This is a genomic window from Buchnera aphidicola (Eriosoma lanigerum), from assembly GCF_964059125.1.
Taxonomy (GTDB): domain Bacteria; phylum Pseudomonadota; class Gammaproteobacteria; order Enterobacterales; family Enterobacteriaceae; genus Buchnera_D; species Buchnera_D aphidicola_C.
Genome location: NZ_OZ060395.1, coordinates 317346 through 344041, shown reverse-complemented (window position 1 = coordinate 344041; position 26696 = coordinate 317346). Strand labels below are relative to the sequence as shown.

At 21.3% G+C, this 26696-nt stretch carries 18 protein-coding genes; 9 read left to right on the top strand and 9 right to left on the bottom strand.

Annotated features, from left to right (window positions below; genetic code table 11):
- Positions 1–162: 162 nt before the first annotated feature.
- Positions 163–381 carry a translation initiation factor IF-1 gene (gene infA, locus AB4W75_RS01425; protein ID WP_367679204.1) on the bottom strand — a complete coding sequence of 73 codons (219 nt, stop codon included), beginning with the start codon at positions 379–381 and terminating at the stop codon, positions 163–165.
- 116 nt (positions 382–497) lie between these two features.
- Positions 498–1451 (bottom strand): thioredoxin-disulfide reductase, encoded by a 954-nt coding sequence (gene trxB, locus AB4W75_RS01420; RefSeq protein ID WP_367679203.1) that lies wholly within the window; start codon positions 1449–1451, stop codon positions 498–500.
- Positions 1452–1985: 534 nt separating this feature from the next.
- Between trxB and serS the strand changes: the two genes are divergently transcribed.
- The 7 genes from serS to tpiA all read left to right on the top strand — a co-directional run bounded on the left by serS (position 1986) and on the right by tpiA (position 9799).
- On the top strand, positions 1986–3281 hold the full coding sequence (serS, locus tag AB4W75_RS01415; protein ID WP_367679202.1) for a serine--tRNA ligase: 1296 nt from the start codon (positions 1986–1988) through the stop codon (positions 3279–3281).
- 102 nt (positions 3282–3383) lie between these two features.
- On the top strand, positions 3384–4469 hold the full coding sequence (gene serC, locus AB4W75_RS01410) for a 3-phosphoserine/phosphohydroxythreonine transaminase (protein ID WP_367679201.1): 1086 nt from the start codon (positions 3384–3386) through the stop codon (positions 4467–4469).
- A 75-nt stretch (positions 4470–4544) separates the two neighbouring features.
- Positions 4545–5837: a 3-phosphoshikimate 1-carboxyvinyltransferase gene (gene aroA / locus AB4W75_RS01405; RefSeq protein ID WP_367679200.1), complete on the top strand. Its 1293-nt coding sequence runs from the start codon at positions 4545–4547 to the stop codon at positions 5835–5837.
- A 222-nt stretch (positions 5838–6059) separates the two neighbouring features.
- Entirely contained in the window at positions 6060–6737 is a 678-nt protein-coding gene (cmk, locus tag AB4W75_RS01400) for a (d)CMP kinase (protein WP_367679199.1), read from the top strand.
- 116 nt (positions 6738–6853) lie between these two features.
- Positions 6854–8533 carry a 30S ribosomal protein S1 gene (gene rpsA, locus AB4W75_RS01395; RefSeq protein ID WP_367679198.1) on the top strand — a complete coding sequence of 560 codons (1680 nt, stop codon included), beginning with the start codon at positions 6854–6856 and terminating at the stop codon, positions 8531–8533.
- A gap of 79 nt (positions 8534–8612) precedes the next feature.
- Complete coding sequence (gene ihfB / locus AB4W75_RS01390) at positions 8613–8909, top strand: integration host factor subunit beta (RefSeq protein ID WP_367679197.1); 297 nt, start codon at positions 8613–8615, stop codon at positions 8907–8909.
- A gap of 98 nt (positions 8910–9007) precedes the next feature.
- Positions 9008–9799 (top strand): triose-phosphate isomerase, encoded by a 792-nt coding sequence (gene tpiA / locus AB4W75_RS01385; RefSeq protein WP_367679196.1) that lies wholly within the window; start codon positions 9008–9010, stop codon positions 9797–9799.
- Between the two features lie 358 nt (positions 9800–10157).
- On the opposite strand, the gene pfkA is transcribed toward tpiA, so the two are convergent.
- The 6 genes from pfkA to phrB all read right to left on the bottom strand — a co-directional run bounded on the left by pfkA (position 10158) and on the right by phrB (position 19260).
- Positions 10158–11120, bottom strand: a complete 963-nt coding sequence (gene pfkA, locus AB4W75_RS01380) for a 6-phosphofructokinase (protein WP_367679195.1) — start codon at positions 11118–11120, stop codon at positions 10158–10160.
- 466 nt (positions 11121–11586) lie between these two features.
- Positions 11587–12306 (bottom strand): 2,3-diphosphoglycerate-dependent phosphoglycerate mutase, encoded by a 720-nt coding sequence (gpmA, locus tag AB4W75_RS01375; protein ID WP_367679194.1) that lies wholly within the window; start codon positions 12304–12306, stop codon positions 11587–11589.
- A gap of 425 nt (positions 12307–12731) precedes the next feature.
- A complete protein-coding gene (sucB, locus tag AB4W75_RS01370; protein ID WP_367679193.1) occupies positions 12732–13961 on the bottom strand; it encodes a dihydrolipoyllysine-residue succinyltransferase in 1230 nt (409 codons plus the stop codon).
- 2 nt (positions 13962–13963) lie between these two features.
- The gene (locus AB4W75_RS01365) at positions 13964–16792 is read right to left on the bottom strand and encodes a 2-oxoglutarate dehydrogenase E1 component (protein WP_367679192.1); all 2829 of its coding nucleotides are present in this window, start codon (positions 16790–16792) and stop codon (positions 13964–13966) included.
- A 268-nt stretch (positions 16793–17060) separates the two neighbouring features.
- Complete coding sequence (locus tag AB4W75_RS01360; RefSeq protein ID WP_367679191.1) at positions 17061–17804, bottom strand: Nif3-like dinuclear metal center hexameric protein; 744 nt, start codon at positions 17802–17804, stop codon at positions 17061–17063.
- A gap of 25 nt (positions 17805–17829) precedes the next feature.
- Positions 17830–19260, bottom strand: coding sequence for a deoxyribodipyrimidine photo-lyase (gene phrB, locus AB4W75_RS01355; RefSeq protein WP_367679190.1), 1431 nt, complete (start codon positions 19258–19260; stop codon positions 17830–17832).
- A 454-nt stretch (positions 19261–19714) separates the two neighbouring features.
- Between phrB and fldA the strand changes: the two genes are divergently transcribed.
- On the top strand, positions 19715–20239 hold the full coding sequence (fldA, locus tag AB4W75_RS01350) for a flavodoxin FldA (protein WP_367679189.1): 525 nt from the start codon (positions 19715–19717) through the stop codon (positions 20237–20239).
- 572 nt (positions 20240–20811) lie between these two features.
- Here fldA and gap read toward each other — a convergent pair.
- Complete coding sequence (gap, locus tag AB4W75_RS01345; protein ID WP_367679188.1) at positions 20812–21810, bottom strand: type I glyceraldehyde-3-phosphate dehydrogenase; 999 nt, start codon at positions 21808–21810, stop codon at positions 20812–20814.
- Between the two features lie 1993 nt (positions 21811–23803).
- Between gap and mfd the strand changes: the two genes are divergently transcribed.
- A complete protein-coding gene (gene mfd / locus AB4W75_RS01340) occupies positions 23804–26155 on the top strand; it encodes a transcription-repair coupling factor (RefSeq protein WP_367679187.1) in 2352 nt (783 codons plus the stop codon).
- The last annotated feature ends 541 nt before the right edge of the window (positions 26156–26696 follow it).

The following is a 26696-nucleotide window of genomic DNA, read 5'->3' as shown; positions in this document are numbered from 1 at the left end:
AGATGTTATATACGTAATGAAATAACATGTATTTTGATAAATATGATTTTTGTTATTTAAAAATTAAATATGTAAATATATTTAAATATCATATATTTTAAGGAATAATAATCAAATAATAATACGAAATTGATGTATTAAAAAAATTAATAATAAATTCATTTATCTACTACGGAAAATTATTCTCCCTTTAGTTAAATCGTACGGTGTTAGTTCTACAGTTACTTTATCTCCAGTTAAAATTCTAATATAATTTTTTCTCATTTTACCAGAAATATGAGCAATAACATTATGACCATTGTCTAATTTTACATTAAACATTGTATTTGGTAAAGTGTCTATTACTGTTCCTTGAATTTCAATATTTTCTTCTTTTGCCATATTAAATTTCCTAAATAATTTTAATAATTTTTTTATTTAATTAATTAAATCTAATGATAATTATTTAATTATTATAAATTAATCTTTAATATTATTAAATAATGATCAATTAAATGTTAATTAATCATGTTATCTAAATATTTTTCTGCATCTAAAGCTGCCATACATCCTGTTGCAGCTGCTGTAATAGCTTGTCGATAACAATGATCTATTACGTCACCTGCTGCAAATATTCCTAATTTACTTGTTTTTGTAGAATTTTTATGCATTCCTCTTCCTGCAACTTGAATATATCCATTATTAATAATAAGTTGATTTTTAAAAATATCAGTATTAGGATTATGTCCAATAGCAATAAAGATTCCAGAGACAGGAATTTCGTTTATAGTGTTGTTAAATTTAATATGTATTTTATTTACTGAATTTGAATTACCAGTAATATTTGTTACATTGGTATTTTTATAAAAGATAACTTGATTATTTTGAATTTTTTTTTGTAATCGTTGCACTAAAATTTTTTCTGCTTTTAATATTGCTTTTCTATGAATTAAATGAACTTTTGATGCTATATTAGATAAATATAGAGTTTCTTCAACTGCAGTATTACCTCCTCCTACTACTGCTACTTCTTTTCCTTTATAAAAAAAACCATCACAAGTAGCACATGTTGATACACCTTTTCCTAAAAATTTTTTTTCAGATTCTAAACCTAAATATCTTGGATTAGATCCTGTTGCTACAATGATACAATCTGCAGTATATTTGTACTCTTCTCCAAACAATTTAAATGGAGAATGAGAAAAATCTACTTCTTGTACAAAATCAGAAATTATTCTAGTATTTAAATGAAGAGATTGTTTATGCATACGATTCATTAATTCTATACCACTAATAGTGTTAATTTCTCCTGGCCAGTTTTCAATTTCATTAGTTGTCACCAATTGTCCTCCTGGATTTAAACCTGTAATTAAAATAGGAGATAAATTAGCTCTTGCTGCATAAATTGAAGCAGTATATCCAGCAGGACCAGATCCAACAATGATTAATTTACTTTTAATTTTTTTTTTCATAAAATTTATATACTTTGTAATTGAATGATAAATATTTTAAATTTAATTTTTTTTTTTTTTAATATTCATTATGATATGTATTATTATTTAAATTTTTATTTGATTTAATTAAATAATCTTGTTGTTTTTTTTCTAATTATTAATCATTTTAAAAATGTTGAAATGTGTAAAGAACTATTGTTATGAAATTTAATAAATTAAATAACTATAACATATTTTTTGTTAATTTTTTTTTAAAATCAATATAAATATAAATTATTTTTCAATTTTTAATTTTTTATTCTGTATCTGTATGGTTGAATTTAACATTTTAAAAGATAAAAATAAATAATTTTTTTTATCTTTTAAAATGTTAAATTCAACCATACAGATACAGAATAAAAAATTAAAAATTTTAAGTAATACAATATATATATTGTTACATAATTTTCTATTTTTTAAATTATTTTTTTAATATATTTTATAACTCAAATAGAGAAAATTAAAAAAAATTAGTATACTCTATAAAATTCCATTGTTGAATGTATATTTATTATGTTAGATCCTAAATTATTTCGAAATCAATTATCTATAATTAAAAAAAAATTAGCAAGAAGAGGTTTTAGTTTAAATGTAAATGAAATTCAATCTATAGAAGAACTTAGAAAAAAATGGCAAATTAAAACTGAACATTTACAGGAAAAACATAATAATTTATCTAAATTAATTGGAAATTATAAATCTATTCAAAAAGATACTACTTCTTTAAGAACTAAAGTTTCTATAATTAACAAACAACTAATAATTTCAAAAAAACAATTAAATAACATACAAGAAAAAATAAACAAAATATTTTTAAATATACCTAATATACCGGATGATTCTATACCTAATGGAATAAATGTAAGTGATAATCAAGAAATAACAAAATGGGGAGAAATACCAACATACAATTTTCCAATTAAAGATCATATAGAATTAGGTCAAAATTTACATGGATTTGATTTAAGTACAGCTAGCTTAATATCTGGTTCAAGATTTATTGTTATGTACGGAAAAATTGCTCATTTACATCGAGCATTAATTCAGTTTATGTTAGATGTACACATTAATGAACATAAATATTTAGAAACTTATGTTCCTTATTTGGTTAATGAAAATTGTTTATTAGGTACTGGTCAATTGCCTAAATTTACAAATGATTTATTTCATGTTAAATCTAACTATATTGATACAGATAAAAAAAATTACATATTAATACCTACTGCAGAAGTTCCATTAACTAATATTGTTAGAAATAAAATTTTAGATGAACAACAATTACCGATGAAATTTGTAGCTCATAGTCCATGTTTTCGTTCTGAATCATCTTCATATGGAAAAGATGTTAAAGGATTAATTAGAATGCATCAATTTGATAAAGTAGAATTAGTTCAAATTGTAAAACCAAAACACTCTATGAAAACTCTTGAATCATTAACATATCATGCAGAAACAATATTAAAATTATTAAAATTACCATATAGAAAAATTTTATTATGTTGTGGTGATTTAGGATTTTCTTCTACTAAAACATATGATTTAGAAGTATGGTTTCCATCTCAAAATATGTATAGAGAAGTATCTTCATGTTCAAATATGTTAGATTTTCAATCTAGAAGAATAAAATCTAGATATCGAGATAAAATTTTAAAAAAAAATTGTTTATTACATACAGTTAATGGATCTGGTTTAGCTATAGGTAGAACATTAGCAGCAATTTTAGAAAACTATCAATGTAGTAATGGAAGTATTAAAGTACCAACAATATTAAAAGATAACTATATGAATGGATTAAATTATATTTCTTAATTAATAAACATCATTTTTAATATTAATTATTGATTTATGTTGATTTTTTATAAAGTATAATTTTTTTTAGTATAAAATATGAATATGTATTTAGGTTAAAATATGAATAAAATTTACAATTTTAGTGCAGGACCTGCTATGCTTCCTAAAGAAGTAATGATTGAAGCACAAAACAACTTTAGATTTTGGAATAAATTTTCATATTCTATGTTAGAAATTAGTCATCGAAATTCAAATTTTATAGAAATGGTAGAAATGACAGAACATAATTTAAGAAAACTATTAAATATTCCTAATCATTATAAAGTATTGTTTTCTCAAGGAGGAGCAAGAGGTCAATTTTCGGTTATACCAATGAATTTAGTAAATAAAAATGATTGTACAGATTATATTTGTAGTGGATATTGGTCAACTGCTGCTGCAGAAGAAGCAAAAAAATATTGTTTAGTAAAAAAAATTAACGTGATAAATGTACATAATCGTATCAATTTAATTTTACCTATGAATCAATGGAAAATTAATAAAAACACAAGTTATATTCATTATTGTCCAAATGAAACTATTAGTGGTATAGCTATACATGAAGAACCAAAATTTACTAACAAAATGGTAATATGTGATTTTTCTTCTTGTATACTGTCAAAATCTATTAATATTAATAATTATTCTTTAATTTATGCTAGTGCACAAAAAAATATAGGTCCTTCTGGAATTACATTAATTATTATCAGAGAAGATTTAATTAAACAATCTAATCAACTTACTCCATCTATTTTAGATTATCAAACATTATTAACATATAATTCAATGTTTAACACTCCTCCTACTTTTTCTTGGTATTTATGTGGATTAGTATTTAAATGGTTAATAAAACAAGGTGGAATAGAAAAAATAGAAAAAATTAATCAAAAAAAAGCGTTTCTCTTATATTCTATTATAGATAACAGTGAATTTTATATTAATTATGTTCATCCTAGTAACAGATCGATTATGAATGTTGTATTTTGGTTAACTGATTCATCATTAGAATCCTTATTCTTAAAAGAGTCTAATAATTTTGGGTTGTTATTTTTAAAAAACCATAAAATATTAGGTGGAATAAGAGCTTCAATTTATAATTCTATGCCAATAGAAGGAATAGAACAGTTAGTAAAATTTATGATTTATTTTGAAAAAAGATATGGTTAAATATAATTTTTATAAATAATGAATAAATATTTATTATTAATATATATTTATCATAACCTAACAGAGATATTAATTATGTACAATTCTTTAGTGTTAAAACCAATACAGTATGTTAATGGTTCTGTTTATTTACCTGGTTCTAAAAGTGTGTCTAATCGAGTATTATTACTATCTGCATTGTGTTATGGAACAACAAAGATCACTAATCTTTTAAATTGTGATGATACCAAATATATGTTAAATGCTTTGCAATTATTAGGAATAAAATATGATTTGTTTAATCAAAATAGATCTTGTGTAATTTATGGTAAAGGTATAAGTATATTAGAACAAAAAAAAGAACTGACAGTATTTGTAGGTAATGCAGGAACCGTGTTCAGACCACTAACAGCTATATTATCATTGAGGGAAAATAATATTATTTTAACTGGTGATAATAGAATGAAAGAAAGACCTATTGAACATTTAGTTGATTCTTTACGACAATCTGGAGCAAAAATTAAATATATTAATAAAAAATCATATCCCCCTATTTTACTTCAAGGTGGATTTATTGGTGGAACAATGGAGTTAAATGGAAACATTTCCAGTCAATTTTTAACTGCAATTTTAATGGCTGCTCCTTTAGCAATGAATGATACTATAATTAATATTGTAGGAGATTTAGTTTCTAAACCATATATTGATTTAACTATTAATTTAATGAAAGTATTTGGAATTACAATTAAAAACAATTCTTATAAATCTTTTTTTATTCAAGGTAATCAAATATACTGTACACCAGAAAAATATCTTGTAGAAGGAGATGCTACATCAGCTTCTTATTTTTTAGCTGCAGCAGCTATTAAAGGAGGATCAGTAACCGTACATGGAATTGGAGAAAATAGTATTCAAGGTGATATTTATTTTCCTAAAATATTAAAACAAATAGGAGCTAATATTATATTTGGTAGTAATTATGTTACTTGTTCTCGAAATTATTTAGATGGATTTGATCTTGATTTAAATAATATTCCTGATGCCGCAATGACATTAGCAATGGTTGCACTATTTTCTATTGAAAAATCTTATCTCCGTAATATTTATAATTGGAGAGTAAAAGAAACAGATAGATTATCAGCAATGTCAACAGAGCTTAAGAAAATAGGTGCAAAAGTTGAAGAAGGATCAGATTATTTATCTATTATTCCTCCTAAAAAATTTTCTAATGCTACTATTCATACTTATAATGATCATCGTATAGCTATGTGTTTTTCTTTACTTTCTTTATCAAATGCTATAATTACTATTTTAAATCCAAATTGTACAAAAAAAACATTTCCAAATTATTTTGAACAATTATCTAAAATTAGTCAATATTATTCATAATCATGTAATAATAGTAAGTATTATCAATAAAAATATATATTTAACATATTTACTTTTTTTTAATTAATTTAATTCTAAATATTTATCAAATAAATTGTCATTTATATATAAATTCAGTAAAATTAACATTTTTATTATAATAGTATAAAAATAAAAAAAAATAAAAAATTAATCTTATATGAAATAAATGTAATTTTTTAATTAAATTATATGAGTATAATAATGAATACTATACCTGTAATTACAATAGATGGTCCTAGCGCTGCAGGAAAAAGTACATTATGTAATAAAATAGCATCAATTTTAAAATGGAGTGTGTTGGAATCAGGTATATTGTATCGAGTTTTAGCCTTTATAACAATTAAAAACCGAATTCCTATTTCCGAGAAAAATATTATATTTTTTGCTAAACAATTAAACTTTAATTTAGTTCAAAAATTTAATAAAACATTAATTTTTTTAAATGGTAAAAATATTTCTAATGATATTATTTCTACAGAAATTAGTCATATTGCTTCAAGATTAGCGGTATTTCCAAATATTAGAACTGTATTATTAAATAAACAACGTTGTTTTAGAAAATTACCAGGTTTAGTTGCTAATGGTCGTGATATGGGTACAATAGTTTTCCCAGATGCATGTATTAAATTTTTTTTATATGCTAATTTGAATATACGTGTTAAAAGAAGAATGAAAGAGTTGAAAAGATCTGGTTTTAAAGTTAGTTTTAATCAACTTTTGTTAGAAATAAAAAAACGTGATAATCTAGATAGTAATCGTAAGTTATCTCCTTTAATACCAGCTACAAATGCTATAATGTTAAATTCAACTAATATTAGTATTACAGAAATAGTAAATTTATCCATGCAATATATAAGGAAAATTATTTTTATAAAATAATAATAAATTAATTATCATCGAACCATAGAATGGATAATCTAATGGTATTAATAATTATTTTGATTAACATGAAGTTAATTAAAATACATAATAAATAAATCTTGAAGATTATTAATATGACCGAATCTTTTTCCGAAATGTTTGAACAATCTTTAAAACATATACAAACTAAACCTGGATCAATTATTAATGGTACAATTGTTGCAATAGAAAAAGAAGTAGTTATTGTTGATGCTGGATTAAAATCCGAATCATCTATTCCAATTGAACAATTTAAAAATAGTCAAGGTGAATTAGATATAAATATTGGAGATACAGTAGATGTAGTTTTGGATGCTGTAGAAGATGGATTTGGTGAAACTGTATTATCTCGTGAAAAAGCTAAAAGACATGAAGCTTGGTTAACATTAGAAAAATCTTATTCTGCATCTGATACAGTTATTGGTATTATTAATGGAAAAGTTAAAGGCGGTTTTACTGTAGAAATTAATGATATTCGAGCTTTTTTACCAGGTTCTTTAGTTGATGTTAGACCAGTTAGAGAAACTATACATTTAGAGGGGAAAGAGTTAGAATTTAAGGTAATTAAATTAGATCAAAAACGGAACAACGTTGTTGTATCAAGAAGAGCAGTAATAGAATCAGAACATAGTGCAGAAAGAAATCATTTATTAGAACATTTACAAGAAGGAATAGATATTAAAGGAATTGTGAAAAATTTAACTGATTACGGAGCATTTGTAGATTTAGGAGGGGTAGATGGATTATTACATATTACTGATATGGCATGGAAAAGAGTAAAACATCCTAGTGAAATAGTAGTAGTAGGTGATGAAATTGTAGTTAAAATATTGAAGTTTGATCGTGATCGTACTCGAGTTTCATTGGGATTAAAACAACTAGGTGAAGATCCATGGATAGCTATTGCTAAACGTTACCCAGAGGGAACAAAATTAAAAGGAAGAGTAACTAATTTAACTGATTATGGTTGTTTTGTTGAAATACAAGAAGGAATAGAAGGATTGGTACATGTTTCTGAAATGGATTGGACTAATAAAAATATTCATCCTTCTAAAGTAGTAGTTCTTAATGATTTAGTAGAAGTAATGGTATTAGATATTGATGAAGAAAGAAGAAGAATTTCATTAGGATTAAAGCAATGTAAAAGTAATCCTTGGAAAATATTTTCTGAAACGCATCATAAAGGTACTACAGTACATGGAAAAATTAAATCTATTACTGATTTTGGTATTTTTATTGGATTACAAGGTGGAATTGATGGTTTAGTACATTTATCTGATATTTCTTGGAGTGTTCCAGGAGAAGAAGCAGTAAATAATTACAAAAAAAATGAAGACATTACTGCTGTAGTATTACAAGTTGATGCTGAACGAGAACGTATATCATTAGGTATTAAACAAATTGAAGAAGATCCTTTTAATGTTTATATTTCATTACATAAAAAAAATTCTATTGTATTAGGGAAAATTAAAGGATTAGATACACAAAAAATTGTTGTAAAATTAACAGATGGAGTTGACGGTATATTAAAAATTTCAGATATATCATCAACATTGCAAAATGAAAATTTTATATCTAATTTACATATTGGAGATGAAATACAAGTAAAATTACATAGTGTTGACCGAAAAAAAAGAATTATGAACCTTGTAATTGAATATCAAAAACAAATTAATGAAAAAGCATTATCATCTAATGAACAAGTTCAATCAATTGAAAAAAAAGTTTCTAATGTAATGTTTGAAGCATTTCAGGCAGCTAAAAATCCAGAATAATTTTTTTAGTAAAAATATATTGTAATTATATTATCTAACATAGTATTTTATTTTTTGAATTATTCATTTTAGGAGAAATATGACTAAATCAAAATTATTTTTACGAATAGCTAATAAACATACTAATATTTCAAAAAAAATAATAGAAAAAATTATTTCTGCTATTCTAGAATATATGATTCTATCATTAATTAAACGAGATAGAATAGAAATAAGAGGTTTTGGAAGTTTTTCATTACATTATAGATCATCAAGAATAGGTAGAAATCCAAAAAATGGAAGAATAATAGAACTTAAAGAAAAATATGTACCTCATTTTAAACCAGGTAAAGAACTCAAAAATCGTATTAATACATACTTTCATGATTCATCATAATATTTTTATATAAAAAAATAGAAAATAAGCTTCTATTCGTTAAAGAATGCTTATTTTCATTTGTCACAATAAATACATTCATCAAGAAAAGAAAAAAAATGAAAATTAAAAAACCTATAATTATTGGAAATTGGAAATTAAATGGTAATAAAGCAACTATTTATAATGTATTACATTCTCTAATACATTTTTTAAAAGAAAAAATTATAGATAATACTATTGTTATAATTCCACCTAGCATATATTTAGATTACACTCATCAATTAATTCATAATACTAAGATATTTTTAGGAGGACAAAATATAGATATTAATCTTCAAGGAGCTTTTACTGGAGATATCTCACTTGTAATGTTAAAAGATGTTGGAGTACATTATGTTTTATTAGGTCATTCTGAAAGAAGGACATATCATCAAGAAAATAATTTATTAATAGCTAAAAAATTTAAATTAGTAAAAGATTTATGTTGTATTCCTATTTTATGTATTGGAGAAAATAAAGAAGAAAAAGATCACGATCAAACAAAATGTATATTAAGTAAACAATTAAATATAATATTGGATATTTGTGGAGAAAATGCATTCGATAATGCTATTATCGCATATGAACCAGTATGGTCAATAGGTACAGGTAATATTCCTAATCCTAATTATATTCAAAAAATACATGAATATATTAAACAATATATTCAAATTAAAACACAAAAAAAAGATAAGATATTGAATATATCTATAATATATGGAGGATCGGTTAATCAACATAACATACAAAATATTCTTCAAGAAAAAGATGTAGATGGAGTATTAGTTGGAGGAGGATGTTTAAAATATCATACATTTTCTCAAATTATTCAATTAGCATCTAGTATAAAAAAATATAATTTTAATTGATTGTATTTAATAAATACATAATTTTAATTTATAACTTTTACTTGAATAAAATATGGAAAATATATTCATATAAATAAAATAAAAATTAATTTATAAAATTAACATGAAATATAATTTATTGTAAGTTAAAACAATTAATTAAAATTAAATATTTATATACGAAATCTTAACATTAAATTGAAAAATTTAATGTTTATATATATGACATTTGTAATAATTATAATATATATCATATATTACAAAATCATAGTTAATAATATTTAGATATAAATATATTATTTTGTTAATAAAATAGTTTTTGTATATTATTTAAGTAAATGAATTAATAACAGTAAGTAATATTAATAATTATTTAATTTTAATAAAGTTTTTTAGCAGTTTCTAACCAATCTTTTTTAAATGGTCTTTTCATATTTTTTAAAGCATTAGTTATATCATGGTGTACCATTTGATCATTTTGAATTCCTACACAACGTCCTCCATAACCGTTTAATAATAATTCAATTGCATATGATCCCATTCTAGAAGCTAAAATTCTATCATATACTACTGGAGCACCTCCTCTTTGAATATGCCCTAAAATTGTTGCTCGAGTTTCTCTTTTTGTATGTTTTTCAATATATTTAGCCAATTCATTCACATCGCAAATATATTCAGTAATAGCAACTATTGCATGTTTTTTCCCATTTTTAATACCTGTTAATATTTCTGATAATAATTCAGTTTTAGTAAAATAAATTTCAGGAAGAACAATAAATTCACATCCTCCTGCAATAGCTGCAGCTAAAGTTAAATCACCGCAATATCTTCCCATTACTTCTACAATTGAAATTCTTTGATGCGAAGATGATGTATCTCGTAATCGATCAATTGCTTCAACAACTGTTTCTAATGCTGTAAAATATCCAATAGTATAATCAGTTCCTGCTACATCATTATCTATTGTTCCTGGTATTCCAATACATGGAAATCCCATTTGTGTTAAAAGATCAGCTCCCATATATGATCCATCTCCTCCAATTATTACTAAAACCTCTATTCCTCTTTTCTTTAAATTTTTTATAGAAACAACACGTATGTTATATTTACAAAAATCTGGAAATCGAGCAGAACCAAGAAATGTTCCACCTCTATTAATAATATCTGATACACTATATCTGTTTAGTTTAACCATTCTATCTTGATATAAACCTAAATAACCATCAAAAATTCCAAATACTTCTAATCCTTCACTAATTGCTCTACGAACAACACCTCTAATAGCTGCATTCATTCCAGGAGAGTCACCACCACTAGTTAATACTCCAATTGTTTTAATCATTATTACCTCTAATATTTAATGTTTAAAAAAATATAATATTTTTATATTACCAATATATATATAATTATATATAATTCATGAGTATGTATATACTAAATAACTATTATATATTTTTATAATTATTTTTTAATTAATATTTATTAATATAATATTATATATTTTTACATATTTATGAACATTATTTAATTTTAATTAATTATATATTTTTATATAAAATATATATATATATTATATTTTATAATCAATTATGTATATTTTAAATATATTTAATTAATTTATATATTTATTACACTAATAAATTTAAATGTTTTTTAATAATTTTTAAAAAATCAATTAATGATTATTACTCAAATTATATATTTTTTTTTATGATTAAAATCAAAATTATAGATTAATTAATTATATAAAATATACATATTAAATATTATTTAATTAATTCATATATAAATTATATCATTACAAGTAATTATAATACTGAACTTGTACTTGAATTAGTTAAATAATAGTATTTTATTGGAACAACTAATTTTGTAAATTCATAAATAATGGGTATTCCTGTTGGAATATTAATGTCAACAATTTTTTCATCACTAATATTACTTAAATATTTTATTAATGCTCTAATAGAATTACCATGTGCTACAATTAATATTTTTTGATTATTTTTTAATCTATTTTTTATCACGTTGATCCAATATGGAAGTACTCTTTTTAAAGTTAATTCTAAACTTTCTGCTACCGGCAAATAATTAAATATAATATGTGAATATCGTGGATCATTTCCTGGAAATTGAGGATCAGAAATATTTATTGCTGGAGGAATAGTACTATAACTTCTTCTCCATAAATGTACTTGTTTTTCTCCATATTTTAATTCAGTGTCTGATTTATTTAATCCTTGTAATAATCCGTAATGTCTTTCGTTTAATCTCCAAGATTTTTCAACTGGTACCCAAGATTGATTAAGTTTTTTTAATATAATCCATAATGTATGTATTGCTCTTTGTAGCATAGATGTATATGTAAAATCAAATGAAAATCCATTTAATTGCAATATTTTTGCTGCTAACAGAGCTTCATTTTCACCTTTTTTAGACAACTTAGAATCATACCATCCAGTAAATTTATTTAATTGATTCCATTCACTTTCTCCATGTCTAATTAAAACTAATTTATGAGTTGACATAGTATTATTCCTATTTTGATACATATAAAATTTATTAAGTAATATTGTCTGTTACGATACGAGTTAAATATTAATAATATATAAATATGTTATAAAATATTTATTTTCATATATTAAAAATTTAAAAAGAAAGTTACTATTATTAATAGTAATAAAATAGTAACTAATATATTAATATAAATATATTACCTTAGTAAAAAGTATGATATATATAAAATATTTTTATAGTATGAATTGAATATACTAAAAAAAATATTTATACTAAATGCAATTTTTGTTAAAAATATATTTTTAGTATATAACACCATTTTTATTTTAAGTATTAACATAAATTAGTATGTTAATACTTAATAAGCAAATAATTCCATAAGACTATTATATACACATATATAAAAAAAAATACGACTATTGTACAATATAAATTATCATATTTCTAATATTAGACGAGAAAAGTCTTCTAATAAATCTTTAATAGTAACTAAAAATTGTACGGCTATTTTCCCATCAATTAAACGATGATCATAAGATAATGCTAGATACATCATAGGTAAAATTTTAATTTCATCATTAATTGCCATTGGACGATTTTTAATTGCATGAATGCCTAATATTCCAGTTTGAGGAGGATTAATAATTGGAGTAGACATTAATGATCCAAATGTTCCACCATTAGTAATAGTAAAAGTTCCTCCAGTTAGTTCTTCTATACTAATTTTCCCTAATAAACTTTTGGAAACATATTCTTTAATATTTGTTTCAATAACATACATACTCATTTTATCAGCATCTTTTAAAACAGGAGTGATTAACCCTCTAGGAGTAGAAATAGCAATATTAATATCATAATAATTATAATAAATAATATCTTTATTATGAATTGAAGCATTAATATCTGGATAACGTTTTAACGCTTCAATCACAGCTTTTACATAGAAAGACATAAAACCTAATTTTATATTATATTTTTTTTTAAAATTTTCACCGTATTGTTTTCGTATTTGAATTATTGGTTGCATGTTAACTTCATTAAATGTTGTTAACATAGCAGTATTGTTTTTAGTTTCCAGTAATCTTTCAGATATTCTTTGACGTAATCTACTCATAGGTACTACAGTTTTCTTTCTTTCTATTAATTTTGTGTCATTGTTTATTACTGTATTATTTAATTTATTTTGAATATTGTATATATTTTCTTGTTCAAGATAGTTATGAACATCTTGTCGAGTTATTCTTCCTTTAACTCCTGTCCTATTTGCAATAGAATCTGAATTTAAATTATGAGTTTTTATTAATTTTCTAATTGTTGGTGTAATATTATCTGTATTAATATTATTTTTAACTTTATTATTAATAACATCATTATTAGAGTAATCATTAGTTAAAATATTATTTTTGTTTTGAGAAGCATCTATCAATAACGGTTGAATAATTCCTAATTTTTGTCTAGATCTTACAATATTTCCTTCTATTTCTAATATTTTATGTAAAATTCCATTAGTAGATGAAACTACTTCTAACATAATTTTATCTGTTTCGATATCTACTATTAATTCATTAGTTTTAACTGAATCCCCTATTTTTTTATGCCATAAAGATACAGTTGCATCACTAATTGAATCTGGTAATTCTGGTACTAGAATATCTATATTTTTCATATCTATTGTTCTTCTATTGTTTTAATATTTAAAGCATCATCAATTAACTTTTTCTGTTGTTTTCGATGAATATAAATATAACCAGTTGCTGTAGCAGCAGACTCAGGACGACCAACATATCGTATTGTAGCATTTTTGGAAATGATTTCATGTAAATAGTTTTTTATAAATTGCCATGCTCCTTGATTTCTTGGTTCTTCTTGACACCATACGAAATCTTTTATATTGTTATATAATTTTATAATTTTTGTAAATTCATCTATTGGAAATGGATATAATTGTTCAATTCGTAAAATTAATATATTGTTTTGTTTATTTGTTTTTCTTTGTTCGCATAAGTCAAAATATATTTTACCTGAACATACAATAATTCTTTGAATAATAGTTTTATTTTTTTCAATCTCTTGTTCACAAATTACTTTTTCGAATTTTCCATTTACTAGAACTTGAATAGGAGAACAAGAATATTGATATCGTAAAAGAGATTTGGGAGTAAAAATAATTAATGGCTTTTTAACAATTTGAAAAGCTTGACGACGTATTAAATGATACATTTGTCCACTAGTTGAAGGTATGCAAACTTGTATATTATCTTCAGCACATAATTGCAGAAATCTTTCTATACGAGCAGAAGAATGTTCTGGACCTTGTCCTTCATATCCATGTGGTAAAAATAATACCAAATTACAATACAACCCCCATTTTTGTTCTCCAGAACTAATAAATTGGTCTATAATTACTTGTGCTACATTAGAAAAATCACCAAATTGTGCCTCCCAAATTGTTAATGTATTTCTAACATTGGTAGAAAATCCATATTCAAAAGCTAATGTAGATTCTTCAGATAACACTGAGTTATAAATATTAAAAACACCTTGATTAGAATTAATATTTTGCAAAGGAATATAAGTAGAATTATTTATTTGATCGTAAATAATTGCATGTCTATGAAAAAATGTACCTCTACATGTATCTTCTCCAGATATTCTACATGATATTTTTTGATTTAAAATAGTAGCGTAAGCTAAAATTTCACTAGCTCCCCAATCAAATAATTTATTCCCTATTGCCATATCAATTCTATCTTGATAAATTTTTTTTATTTTTTTATGACAATTAATATTACTAGGTAATTGATTAATTTGTATAGCTAATTTTTTTAAGTATTTTAATTGAATGTAATTACTTTTATTTATTGAATCATTATATATTAAGATATTTTTTTTAGTAAATTCTTTATTTTCATGCACAATTGCTTTTTTTAAAGATTTTTCATACGCTAATTGTAATTTCGTTTGAAACGTATTATTTAATATTTCTTTATCATTATTATGTATAATCTTTAATTTAATTAATTTTTTAAAAAATAAATCAGTAATAGTTTTATGTGATTTGATTTTATTATACATAACTGGTTGAGTAATAGATGGATCATCTACTTCATTATGTCCATTTCTTCTATAACATACTAAATTTATAAATACATCTCGATTAAATTTTAATCGGAAATTTACAGCCAATCGTATAGCAAATATCGCTGCCTCTGGATCATCAGTATTAACATGAAAAATTGGAGATTGTATCATTTTTCCAATTTCACTACAATAATGACTGGATCTTAATTCATATTTATTAGATGTAGTAAATCCTATTTGATTATTAATAATTATATGAATAGTGCCTCCGACTGTATATGCTTGAGTTTGAGACATATTTAATGTTTCTTGAATTATACCTTGGCCACTAATTGAAGCATCTCCATGAATAGCTATCGGTATAATTGTATTGTAGTTATTTGATTTATTATTATAGAGATCAGCTCGGACAGTACCCATAACTACTGGATGAATAGTTTCTAAATGAGATGGATTACATTGTAAAGATAATTCTATTGTCTTGTTTACATGAATATTCATTTTAGAATTATATCCTGCATGATATTTCACATCACCACTTTTATGAAGATCATAATAATTATATTGAAATTCATAAAATAAATCTTCATATTTTTTCCCTAATATATTTACTAAAACATTTAATCTTCCTCTATGAGCCATACCAAATACAATTTTATTAATTTGATTATTTTTTGTAGATTGACATATTTCATCTAAAATAGGAATTAAAGTTTCAGCTCCTTCTAAAGAAAATCTTTTAGTACTTGGAAAAGTTTTAGCGAGAAATTGTTCTAAAGATTCAGCTTGAATTAATTTTTTTAAAATATGTTTTTTTTCATTTGCGGTTAAACAAAAAATTAGATCTTTTGATTCAATGTGTTTTTGTAACCATATTTTTTCTTTATCATCATTAATATGCATATATTCAAAACCAATTGATTGGCAATAAATGTCAACTAATTTTTTATATAAATTATATATATTAGAAGTTACATAAGAAGTAATATACTGTTTATTAATTAATTCTCGATGTAAATCTATTTCAGAAAAATTATATGTAGATAATTCTAAATCTGTACGTATATTTATTTTTTGTAATTTTAATGGATCTATATCAGAATACTGATAACCATATGATCGAAACGCATAAATTAAAGAACTAATTTTGTCAAATAATAAATCATAGTTATAATTATTATTAGACAAAGTATTATTTGATTTTTCATCCTCTATACATATTTTTTCTTTTCTTAAATTTAATAAGGAATATTGTTTTTTATGATTCATTGATACTGTAAAAAAAAAATTATGCCAACTATTATGAACTAAATTTTTATTTTCTAAAAAATTAAAATACAAGTATTCAAGATAAATTATATTATTTCCAGTGAGAAAAGAGAAATCAACACTGTGATCAATTTCATTTCTTATCATTATTATATTGTCCTTTCTTCATATAATTAGTTATTTTTATGTTAATTAATTCATATATATAAGTATATTTTACTATAAATTATATATATCTATATAATTGATTAATTTATAATTAAATTATCTTATATGATTTTAATTTATATTTAATATAAAATAAGTCACTGTAATATAGTATGTATATATATAAAAACAATACATATGTATAAATATTAATTATTTAATAATAAATTTTATAATTATTTTAAAATTTCAATTATAAAAAATAATATCAAGCAAAATTTTCAATATCTATGAAAGTACAATCTAATTGATATTGTTCAATTAACCAATCATTAACAGCTTTAATTCCAAACTTTTCACTAGCATGATGCCCAATAGAAAAAAAATCTAATCCATTTTCTCTTGCACAATGTATAGTATCTTCAGACATTTCTCCAGTAATAAATGCATCCATATGATATGCAGCTGCATCATATATAAAAGATTGTCCTTTACCACTACACCAAGCAACCGAACTAATATTTTTTTGATTATTATTATGACAATAAAAAGGTACTCTACCAAATTTCTGGGTAATTTTTTCCACTAATTCTAATCCAGTAATAGTAGATTTAAATTTTCCCCAAAGTAAAAATTTAGATAATGAACCTAATACTTCAATATTTAATTGTTGAGCTATTTGAACATTATTTCCTAATTCTGGATGAAAATCCAAGGGTAAATGCCAACTGTATAAATTTATATTATTAGTTAATATAGTTTTTAATCTATTTTTTTTCATTCCATGAATGATTTTTGATTCATTATCCCAAAAATAACCATGATGAACTATAATTCCTTGAGCTTCTTTTTTAACAGCAATATTTAATAATTCTTGACATGCTGTAACTCCTGTAATGATTTTAGTTACATCTTGACATCCCTCTATTTGTAGACCATTAGGAACACAATCATTAAATTGCATTTTATTTAATTTTTGATTGATAATCTTTTCTAATATAAAATTTTTCATTTTTATCACTCCTATTTATAAATGTTTATTTTTTGTTTCGTGCATTAGAAAATATTAATAATGTATTTTTTCTAGCAGTACAATGATTAATGATTGGTTTTGGATAATTGGATTTATTACAATTTTGTTTTATTCTAAAAATAGGATTATGTATATAATTATTAGATGTATTATCTAATTCAGGTATCATAGTTTTAATATATTCACAATTAGGATCAAATTTTTGCGATTGTAGAATAGGATTAAATATTCTAAAATAAGGGATAGAATCTGTTCCAACCGATGCAATCCACTGCCATCCTCCGTTATTTTCTGCTAAACTACCATCAATTAGTTTTGACATAAAATATTTTTCTCCTTTTCTCCAATCAATAAGTAAATGTTTAACTAAAAAACTAGCTGTTATCATTCTCATTCTATTACTAATCCAACCAAATTGATTTAATTGTCTCATTCCAGCATCAATAATTGGATATCCTGTTATACCATTTTTCCATGCAAATAAATGATGTTTGTCATGATTCCAAATAATATTTCTTTCCCAATTACAATTAGATTGATTTTTACTTAATAATGAATAACCTTCTAATAAATGTTTATAAAATTCTCGCCATATCAATTGAGTTAACCAATTATTTTCATAATTTGAATATAAAATATTAGGATAATTATATATTAAATAATTAATACATTGTCTAGCAGACAATACTCCTATATTTAAATAAGATGATAAACAGCTTGTTGTATTATAAAATAAACCATTTCTTGTATTAACATAGTTTTCAACACTATATTTACAAAAATTTTGTAATCTTAGTAATGCAATTTCTTCTCCTATAGGAAAACTAGAAAGATCAATCTTTTCAAAAGGAAAATTAAAATATTCAATACCTGGTTGTAATTGAATTATACTATTAGATCTTATTATTGGAGAAGGGTAACATACTGGAATGTTTTTTTTTAACTTTATTATTATTTTTTTTCTAAAAGGAGAAAAATTTTTATATGTAATTTCAAATTTGTTTTTAATAGATTTAGGATGAAATATAACACTATCATGAAAACCATAGGTGTGAATATTATTTTGTAATAATGATTTTTCAATTAATTGATCTCTTTTTTTTTCATTAATTTCATATTGATAATTATAAAATATTTGATTAACTTTATTTTTTAAAGAAAACTGTAATATATATTCTATAACATCTTTGAAATAGTCAGTTTGATGATAATATAAATTAATTCCTAAATGATTCAATTTTTTTTTTAATAAAATTAAATGTTGGTAAATAAAAAAAATTTTTTTTGGAGAATCATTATGTTGTAACCATTGTTTAGGAGTAGCTATAAATAAAGCAGAGACTATATCAGTTTTATTTTTACAAGCAAAATGTAAAGCGGAATTATCTTGAACTCTTAAGTCGTTTCGAAACCAAACTAAATTATGATATTTCATATTATTAATAATAATTGCTTAATATACGTTTATAATAAAACATTTTTTTATATATATACATTGAATATATTAAAATAAACAGACATATTAAAATTAAATTTTAATAAAATTAATATAAAAATAAAATAAAATATATATTTATATTTAATAAAATAAAAAATTTTTATATTAAAAATAATATCAATACATCATTTTTTTAATCCATAAAATGATATAAAATTTATGTTTGTAACAGAATATTTTTATCACAATTTGTAACTGAATCTGATTATTTAATCATATAAATATATGATATTAATTACACATTATTATAGTAATAATCATCTAATTAATATTAGACATTTAAAAAATTATTTAATATATAACAATATAATTAATTATAATTACATACATTATTATTTTTAATAGATTATAATTTAAGCATTATAAATATTTATGAATGGTAATTGAATATATGAAAGATATTGGAATTTTTTTTGGAAGTGATACTGGAAATACAGAATCAATAGCATATTTAATTCATGACGAATTCAAACCAAACGTAGTAAAAATTCATGATATATCTAATTCTTCTCAAGCAGATTTAGAATCTTTTTCTACTTTAATCTTTGGTGTACCTACTTGGTATTATGGAGAAATTCAATGTGATTGGGAAGATTTCTTACCTACACTTAGAAAAACAAATCTTGATAATAAAATTATAGCATTATTTGGATGTGGTGATCAGGAAGATTATTCAGAATATTTTTGCGATGCTATAGGTATATTATATAATGAAATTAAATATAAAAACATCACACTAGTAGGAAAATGGCCTATTGCTGGATATTCTTATATTTCTTCTAAAGCTATGCTAAATAATAATTTTTTTTACGGATTAGTATTAGATCAAGATAGACAACCAGAATTAAGTTTTCAAAGAGTTAAATCTTGGGTTAATCAAATCACTGATGAAATCTATACATTTAAAAATAAATAAAAATGTTATTTTAAATATATATATATATTAATTATAACATTTCATTTCATAGATTAACTAAAAAGTAATCTATGAAATGATTTATCTAAATTAAAAATTTAATTGAAATTTATAATATATATATTAAATGTTCTTATATTAATTAACTAATATATATATATATACATCTAAATAACTTTATTATTAAATAATATATTTTTAAAAATAAATATATATTTATTATTATTTTATTAATATAAATCATAGAATTAAATTCTAAATTTAATAATTTTTTCATAAATATAATTTATTAATATTATTAAATAGTATTACTATATAGAAATATGATTTATTTAACAATATCTAATATTTTTATTTTAAGATTACAAATCTTTAATTACATTAATTACATTAAAATAATAATTTAAAATATAATAAAATAAATATAAATATATTAAAGATATGAATATATTTTATAATTTATAAAATTTTAAAATTAAAAACATTAACTATTTTAGTAATTTATATAACACTTAACTTTTTTAGTATGATTAAAAAATGTATAAATGTGCTATCATTATCATTTTAATTAACTAATAAGAATGAATTAAACTAACTAAATCTAATACTTTACTAGAATAAGCCATTTCATTATCATACCACGAAACTAATTTAAAAAAATTATTATTTAAAGCTATACTCGCTTTAGAATCAAAAATCGATGTTAATTCACATGAATTAAAATCACTAGATACAACTTCTTCTTCTGTATATCCTAATACACCTTTCATTTCTTCTAATGCAGCTTTTTTAATTACATCACATAATTCTTTATATGTAACTGATTTTTGAATGCGTACTGTTAAATCTACAACTGATACATTAGAAACAGGAACACGAAAAGCAATACCTGTTAATTTTCCTTTTAGCTCTGGTAATACTTTTCCTACAGCTTTTGCTGCTCCAGTAGAAGATGGAATAATATTCTGTAAAATCCCTCTTCCTCCTCTCCAATCTTTATAAGAAGGTCCATCTACTGTTTTTTGTGTTGCTGTTGTAGCATGTACAGTAGTCATCAACCCTTCTATAATATAAAAATGTTTATGTATAATTTTAGCTAAAGGAGCTAAACAATTAGTTGTACAAGATGCATTAGAAACAATACTCTGTCCTTTATATGAATTAAAATTAACACCTCGAACGAACATAGGTGTATCATCTTGAGATGGACCTGTAATAATTACTTTTTTTGCTCCTGCAATAATATGTTGATGAGCCATTTTACTAGTTAAAAAAAGACCTGTAGATTCTACTACAACATCAGTATCTAATTCATCCCACATCAATTTTTCAGGGTGTTTTTCAGTAGTTATACGAATTTTTTTCCCATTAAGAATCAAATAATTGTTATCTATATTAATTTTTTCTTTAAAACAACCATGAGTAGAATCATACTTCAACATGTAAGCTATATAGTTTATATCAATTAAATCATTAATAGCAACAACTTCAATATCAGAACGATGTTGAGCTAGTCTAAAAATAATTCTACCAATTCTACCAAAACCATTAATTCCTATTTTTATAGTCATAAATATCACCAGAAATTTATATGAAAAGTAATTAATTGAATTTTTATAATATATTATAAAAATAAATAAATATTTTATATAATTAGTTGTATTATTTTTAGAATATACATTCTATTTTGTTTCAATAAAAATAAAATTATATTAAAAATATTTTACATAACATATTATAAATATTTTTATATGATAAATTTTATATTATATTAAAATTTTTAAAAAATGTATTTTGTAATAAACTATATTATTAGTTAAATTATATATTAATATTAATAAAATTTAAAACTAATTTTGATTAATTATTTATAAAATTATAATTAATTATGTTTATATTCTTAATATTAATTAATAATATTGTTAAATTAATAGTATATATATTTATATATATAAAAAAAATAAATTAAGTATGTACTTAAATATATTATTTATGTAAAAATTGACATTATTTTAAAAATCATATATATATACATTCATAATTATATAATTATTTTTTAATTACTATATAATTGAATTATTTAATCATTATATAATTTATTGTAATTATATATAATAAATGGTAATTAAAGATTAAAAACTAGTTTTTTATTTTTATTACATTTAAAATAAATAGTAACAATTAATTTTTTAAATTATATTTCAATTCATTTACTTTTCTATAATATAGTTATAAGTTATTGAATTATTATTTCATATCTTTTTGTATTTTATATATGTTACATATTTGATAAATAATTTTTGAATCATACTTTTAAACAATTTATATTATAAATTATTTAAAATATTAATTATTAATTAAACTTTTTATTATAAATTAAAGTAAATTAAATAAAAATTTTATTTTTTATTAAATAATAAAAAAAATCATTTTTTATCATTGTGTTTATGTTATTATTATTTACAATAAATAATATTATATTAGTAAATTTAATTTATATATTATATATATATAAAATAATTAATTATTTTATTTATTAATATTTTTAAAAGTTAATTCAATTTCAATAATTAAAAATTAAATGATTAATCAATTTAATTATTTATTAATTAAATTTAAAAAATTAAATTATATAAATTAAATAAAAATGTATTTAAAAAAAATGAATTATAATTCTATTATTTTTATAATACATTTATGTATATATTTATTAAATAATAAAAATTGAAATAATAAATTTTATAATTTATGAGTAATAATCATTAATTTAAACATGAAATCAATTAAATTAATTTAAATTGCTATAACTATATATTTTTATTATTTTATTTATAGAATATTTATTCTTTATAAATTAATAATTTTTTAATTATATTTGTTTAAAATATATAAATATATCTTTCATAAAAAATTTTTATTTAATATAAATATATATAAATATCTATATATTTTATAAAATTTAATTAATTTCAGTATATTAATAATTTCGTATAATATATCTATTTAATGTCAAAATATTTTATAATAATTTTATATTAAATTATTAAATAAAATATTTTATAATATACAATATCGATATTTTATTGGTAATAAAAAACAATTATAAATATGGTATTGCAAAAATATTAAATAGAACTTATAGTAACAAAATAATTTAAAAAAACATTTATTAGTTTTAAATATTATTGAATATCAATATAAATTTAATATAATGTCTAATTTTAAATTTACTAATTTTACAAAAAATTTGATTTATTGAATTTTATATATGATACATATCATATATATTAATACGATATATATAAAAACATTATAAATAATTTTAAAATTTAATTATATTTAATTTTATTACTATTATATTTAATGATAAATTTCATTGATTATAATCAATCAATATTAATAATTTCACAATTGTTTGTTTTTTTATTGTAAACCATATCATTACATGAAAAATAGTGAATTATATCAAATAAAAAACTAATTTATATTTACTAAAAATCAACATTATTAAATATGTTATATTTACTTAATAACGACAAAAAAATTCAAAAATTTAAATTATTTTTGAACAAATTTAATGGAAAAATTATATTTTTTATAAAACATAAAAAACATTACCATATTTTATTAAAATTAATATCTGGTTGTAATATATCACTTCAACAAATATATAATTTACACATGAAACAATTTTTTACAATTCATTTATTAAAAAGATATTTTTTTATTATTAAAGAAAGAGAACATGGATTGATTGATACAAAAAATAATTTTGCTTTTATTTGTGAAAATGATTTTAAAAAAAACCAATTAATTGATTGCTTTTTATTAGAGAACACAGCAAAAAAAACGAATTACACTAAAAAAAATTGGTTTGAAATTCATAATAATGAATTTGTGGTACATTTTGAGCATGGTATTGGTAGATATCAAGGATTAATAATTTTAGAAAATAATGGAATAAATAATGAATATTTTATTATTGAATATGCTAATAAAGCTAAATTATATGTTCCTATTCAATCATTAAATTTAATTAGTGCGTATCATACTGCAAATAAAAATATTGTATTAAATAAATTAGGAAGTGACCAATGGATTCGAGAAAGAAAAAAAATTGAAAAAAAAATATATGATTCTACAGCAATGTTATTAGATACTTATGCTAATAGGGCAAATCAAATAGGATTTAATTTTAATATCAATTCACAACTATATGATCAATTTTGTAATAAATTTCCTTTTCTATTAACTCCTGATCAAAAAAAAGTTATTTATGAAGTATTGAAAGATATGAGTACTCCAATTCCAATGGATCGTTTAATTTGTGGAGACGTTGGATTTGGAAAAACAGAAATAGCCATGAGAGCATCTTTTATTGCGGTATCTAATAAAAAGCAAGTAGCTATTTTAGTACCTACAACACTATTAGTACAACAACATTATGATAACTTTATTACTCGTTTTTCTGATTTTTCCATACAAATAAATAAATTATCTAGATTATGTACTCCTAAAGAAACATTATCATCAATATTACACGTTAAAGAAGGAAAAACAGATATTTTAATAGGTACTCATCAAATGTTATCAAAAAAGATTCAATGGTTTAATTTAGGATTATTAATAATAGATGAAGAACATCGATTTGGAGTATTACATAAAGAAAAAATAAAATCACTATTCACTAATATTGATATTTTAACTTTAACAGCTACTCCTATTCCAAGAACTTTAAATATGGCTGTACACGGTATTCGAGATTTATCAATTATATCTACTCCACCTGATAAAAGATTAGCTATTAAAACTATTGTTACAGAATATAACACAAATTTAATTCGGAAAACTATTCTTCAAGAAATTTCAAGAGGAGGGCAAATTTACTATATCTATAATAGAATTCAAAATATTAATAATAAAGCTAAAACACTAACAAAACTAATTCCAGAAGCAAAAATTAAAATTGGACATGGAGAAATGCATGCAAAATATTTAAATCAAATTATGTATGATTTTAGTCATAAAATTTTTAATGTTTTGGTTTGTACAACAATTATAGAAATAGGTATAGACATACCACATGCAAATACTATGATTATTGAAGATGCTGATCAATTTGGATTGTCTCAATTACATCAATTAAGAGGAAGAATTGGTCGTTTACATCAGCAAGCGTATGCATTTTTATTAGTAAAAAATTATAAAAATATTAATGAAGATGCAAAAAAAAGACTGTATTCTATTCATTCTTTTCAAAATGTAGGAGATGGCTTAACTTTATCTTATCAAGATTTAGAAATTAGAGGAATAGGAGAAATTTTAGGTCACGATCAAAGTGGTCATATGGGGAAAATTGGTTTTCATTTTTATAAAGAAATGTTAGCACATGCAATCAATATGCATAAATTAGGAGAAAAAAGAACTTTTCAAGAATTAATTCAATATCATCCTGAAATAGAAATCAATGTTCCTGCATTATTATCTTCCGAGTATGTCTCTAATGTAAATACTCGTATTAATTTTTATAAAAAAATTGCAGAATGTAATTCAGAAACAGAACTAAAAAAAATTAAAAATGAATTAATTTATCAATATGGAACTATGCCATATCCTGTAAAAAATTTAATTACTATTGCTTTTATTCGTATAATAGCCAATAATATAGGTATTAAAAAAATTTATTCTAATAACAAAGAAGGTTTTTTAATATTTCATAATACTCATTGTGTAAATTTAAATTGGTTATTTAAAAAATTACAATCAGAACCTAATAATTGGAATATAGTAAATGCTAATAAATTAAAATTTATTCATAATTTAAATGAAAATCAAGAAAGATTAAAATGGATTTTAAATTTTATAACCTTATTATATCAAAATAGAATACCTATGTGTATCAATACAAATCAATAATGCATTCTATTATTAATTTATGATTAACTATACATGTTATATTTAATATTAATTCAATATTTTATTTTTATTAAAATAAAAAGTTAACTATAAATTAATATTTGATATGTACATCAATCGAATTAATTCAATAATTTATATTAATTATTTTAGAATATATTTCATATATTGATAAAATTTAGTTTATTGATATATAAATATATATAAAAATAATTTTTATTAATTATTAGTTTTTATTAATAAAAAAATTATTCATTATTAAATAAATATTGTATGTGTATTACATTTATTAAAAGTTTTATTAATAATAATTAAATCTATTTATCATACATAAAAATATTTTAATTTTTAATATATATAAAAAAATATAATACATATTATTTATATTTTTAAATTATATAATTTAAAATTTTATATTAAAAATAATATTATAAAAATAATTAAAATAATAAGGAAATAATACTTTAAGAAAAATAATATATTAAAATATTTAATAATTAATAACATTATTTAAACTAAATATTTATTTTGTAAATATCTG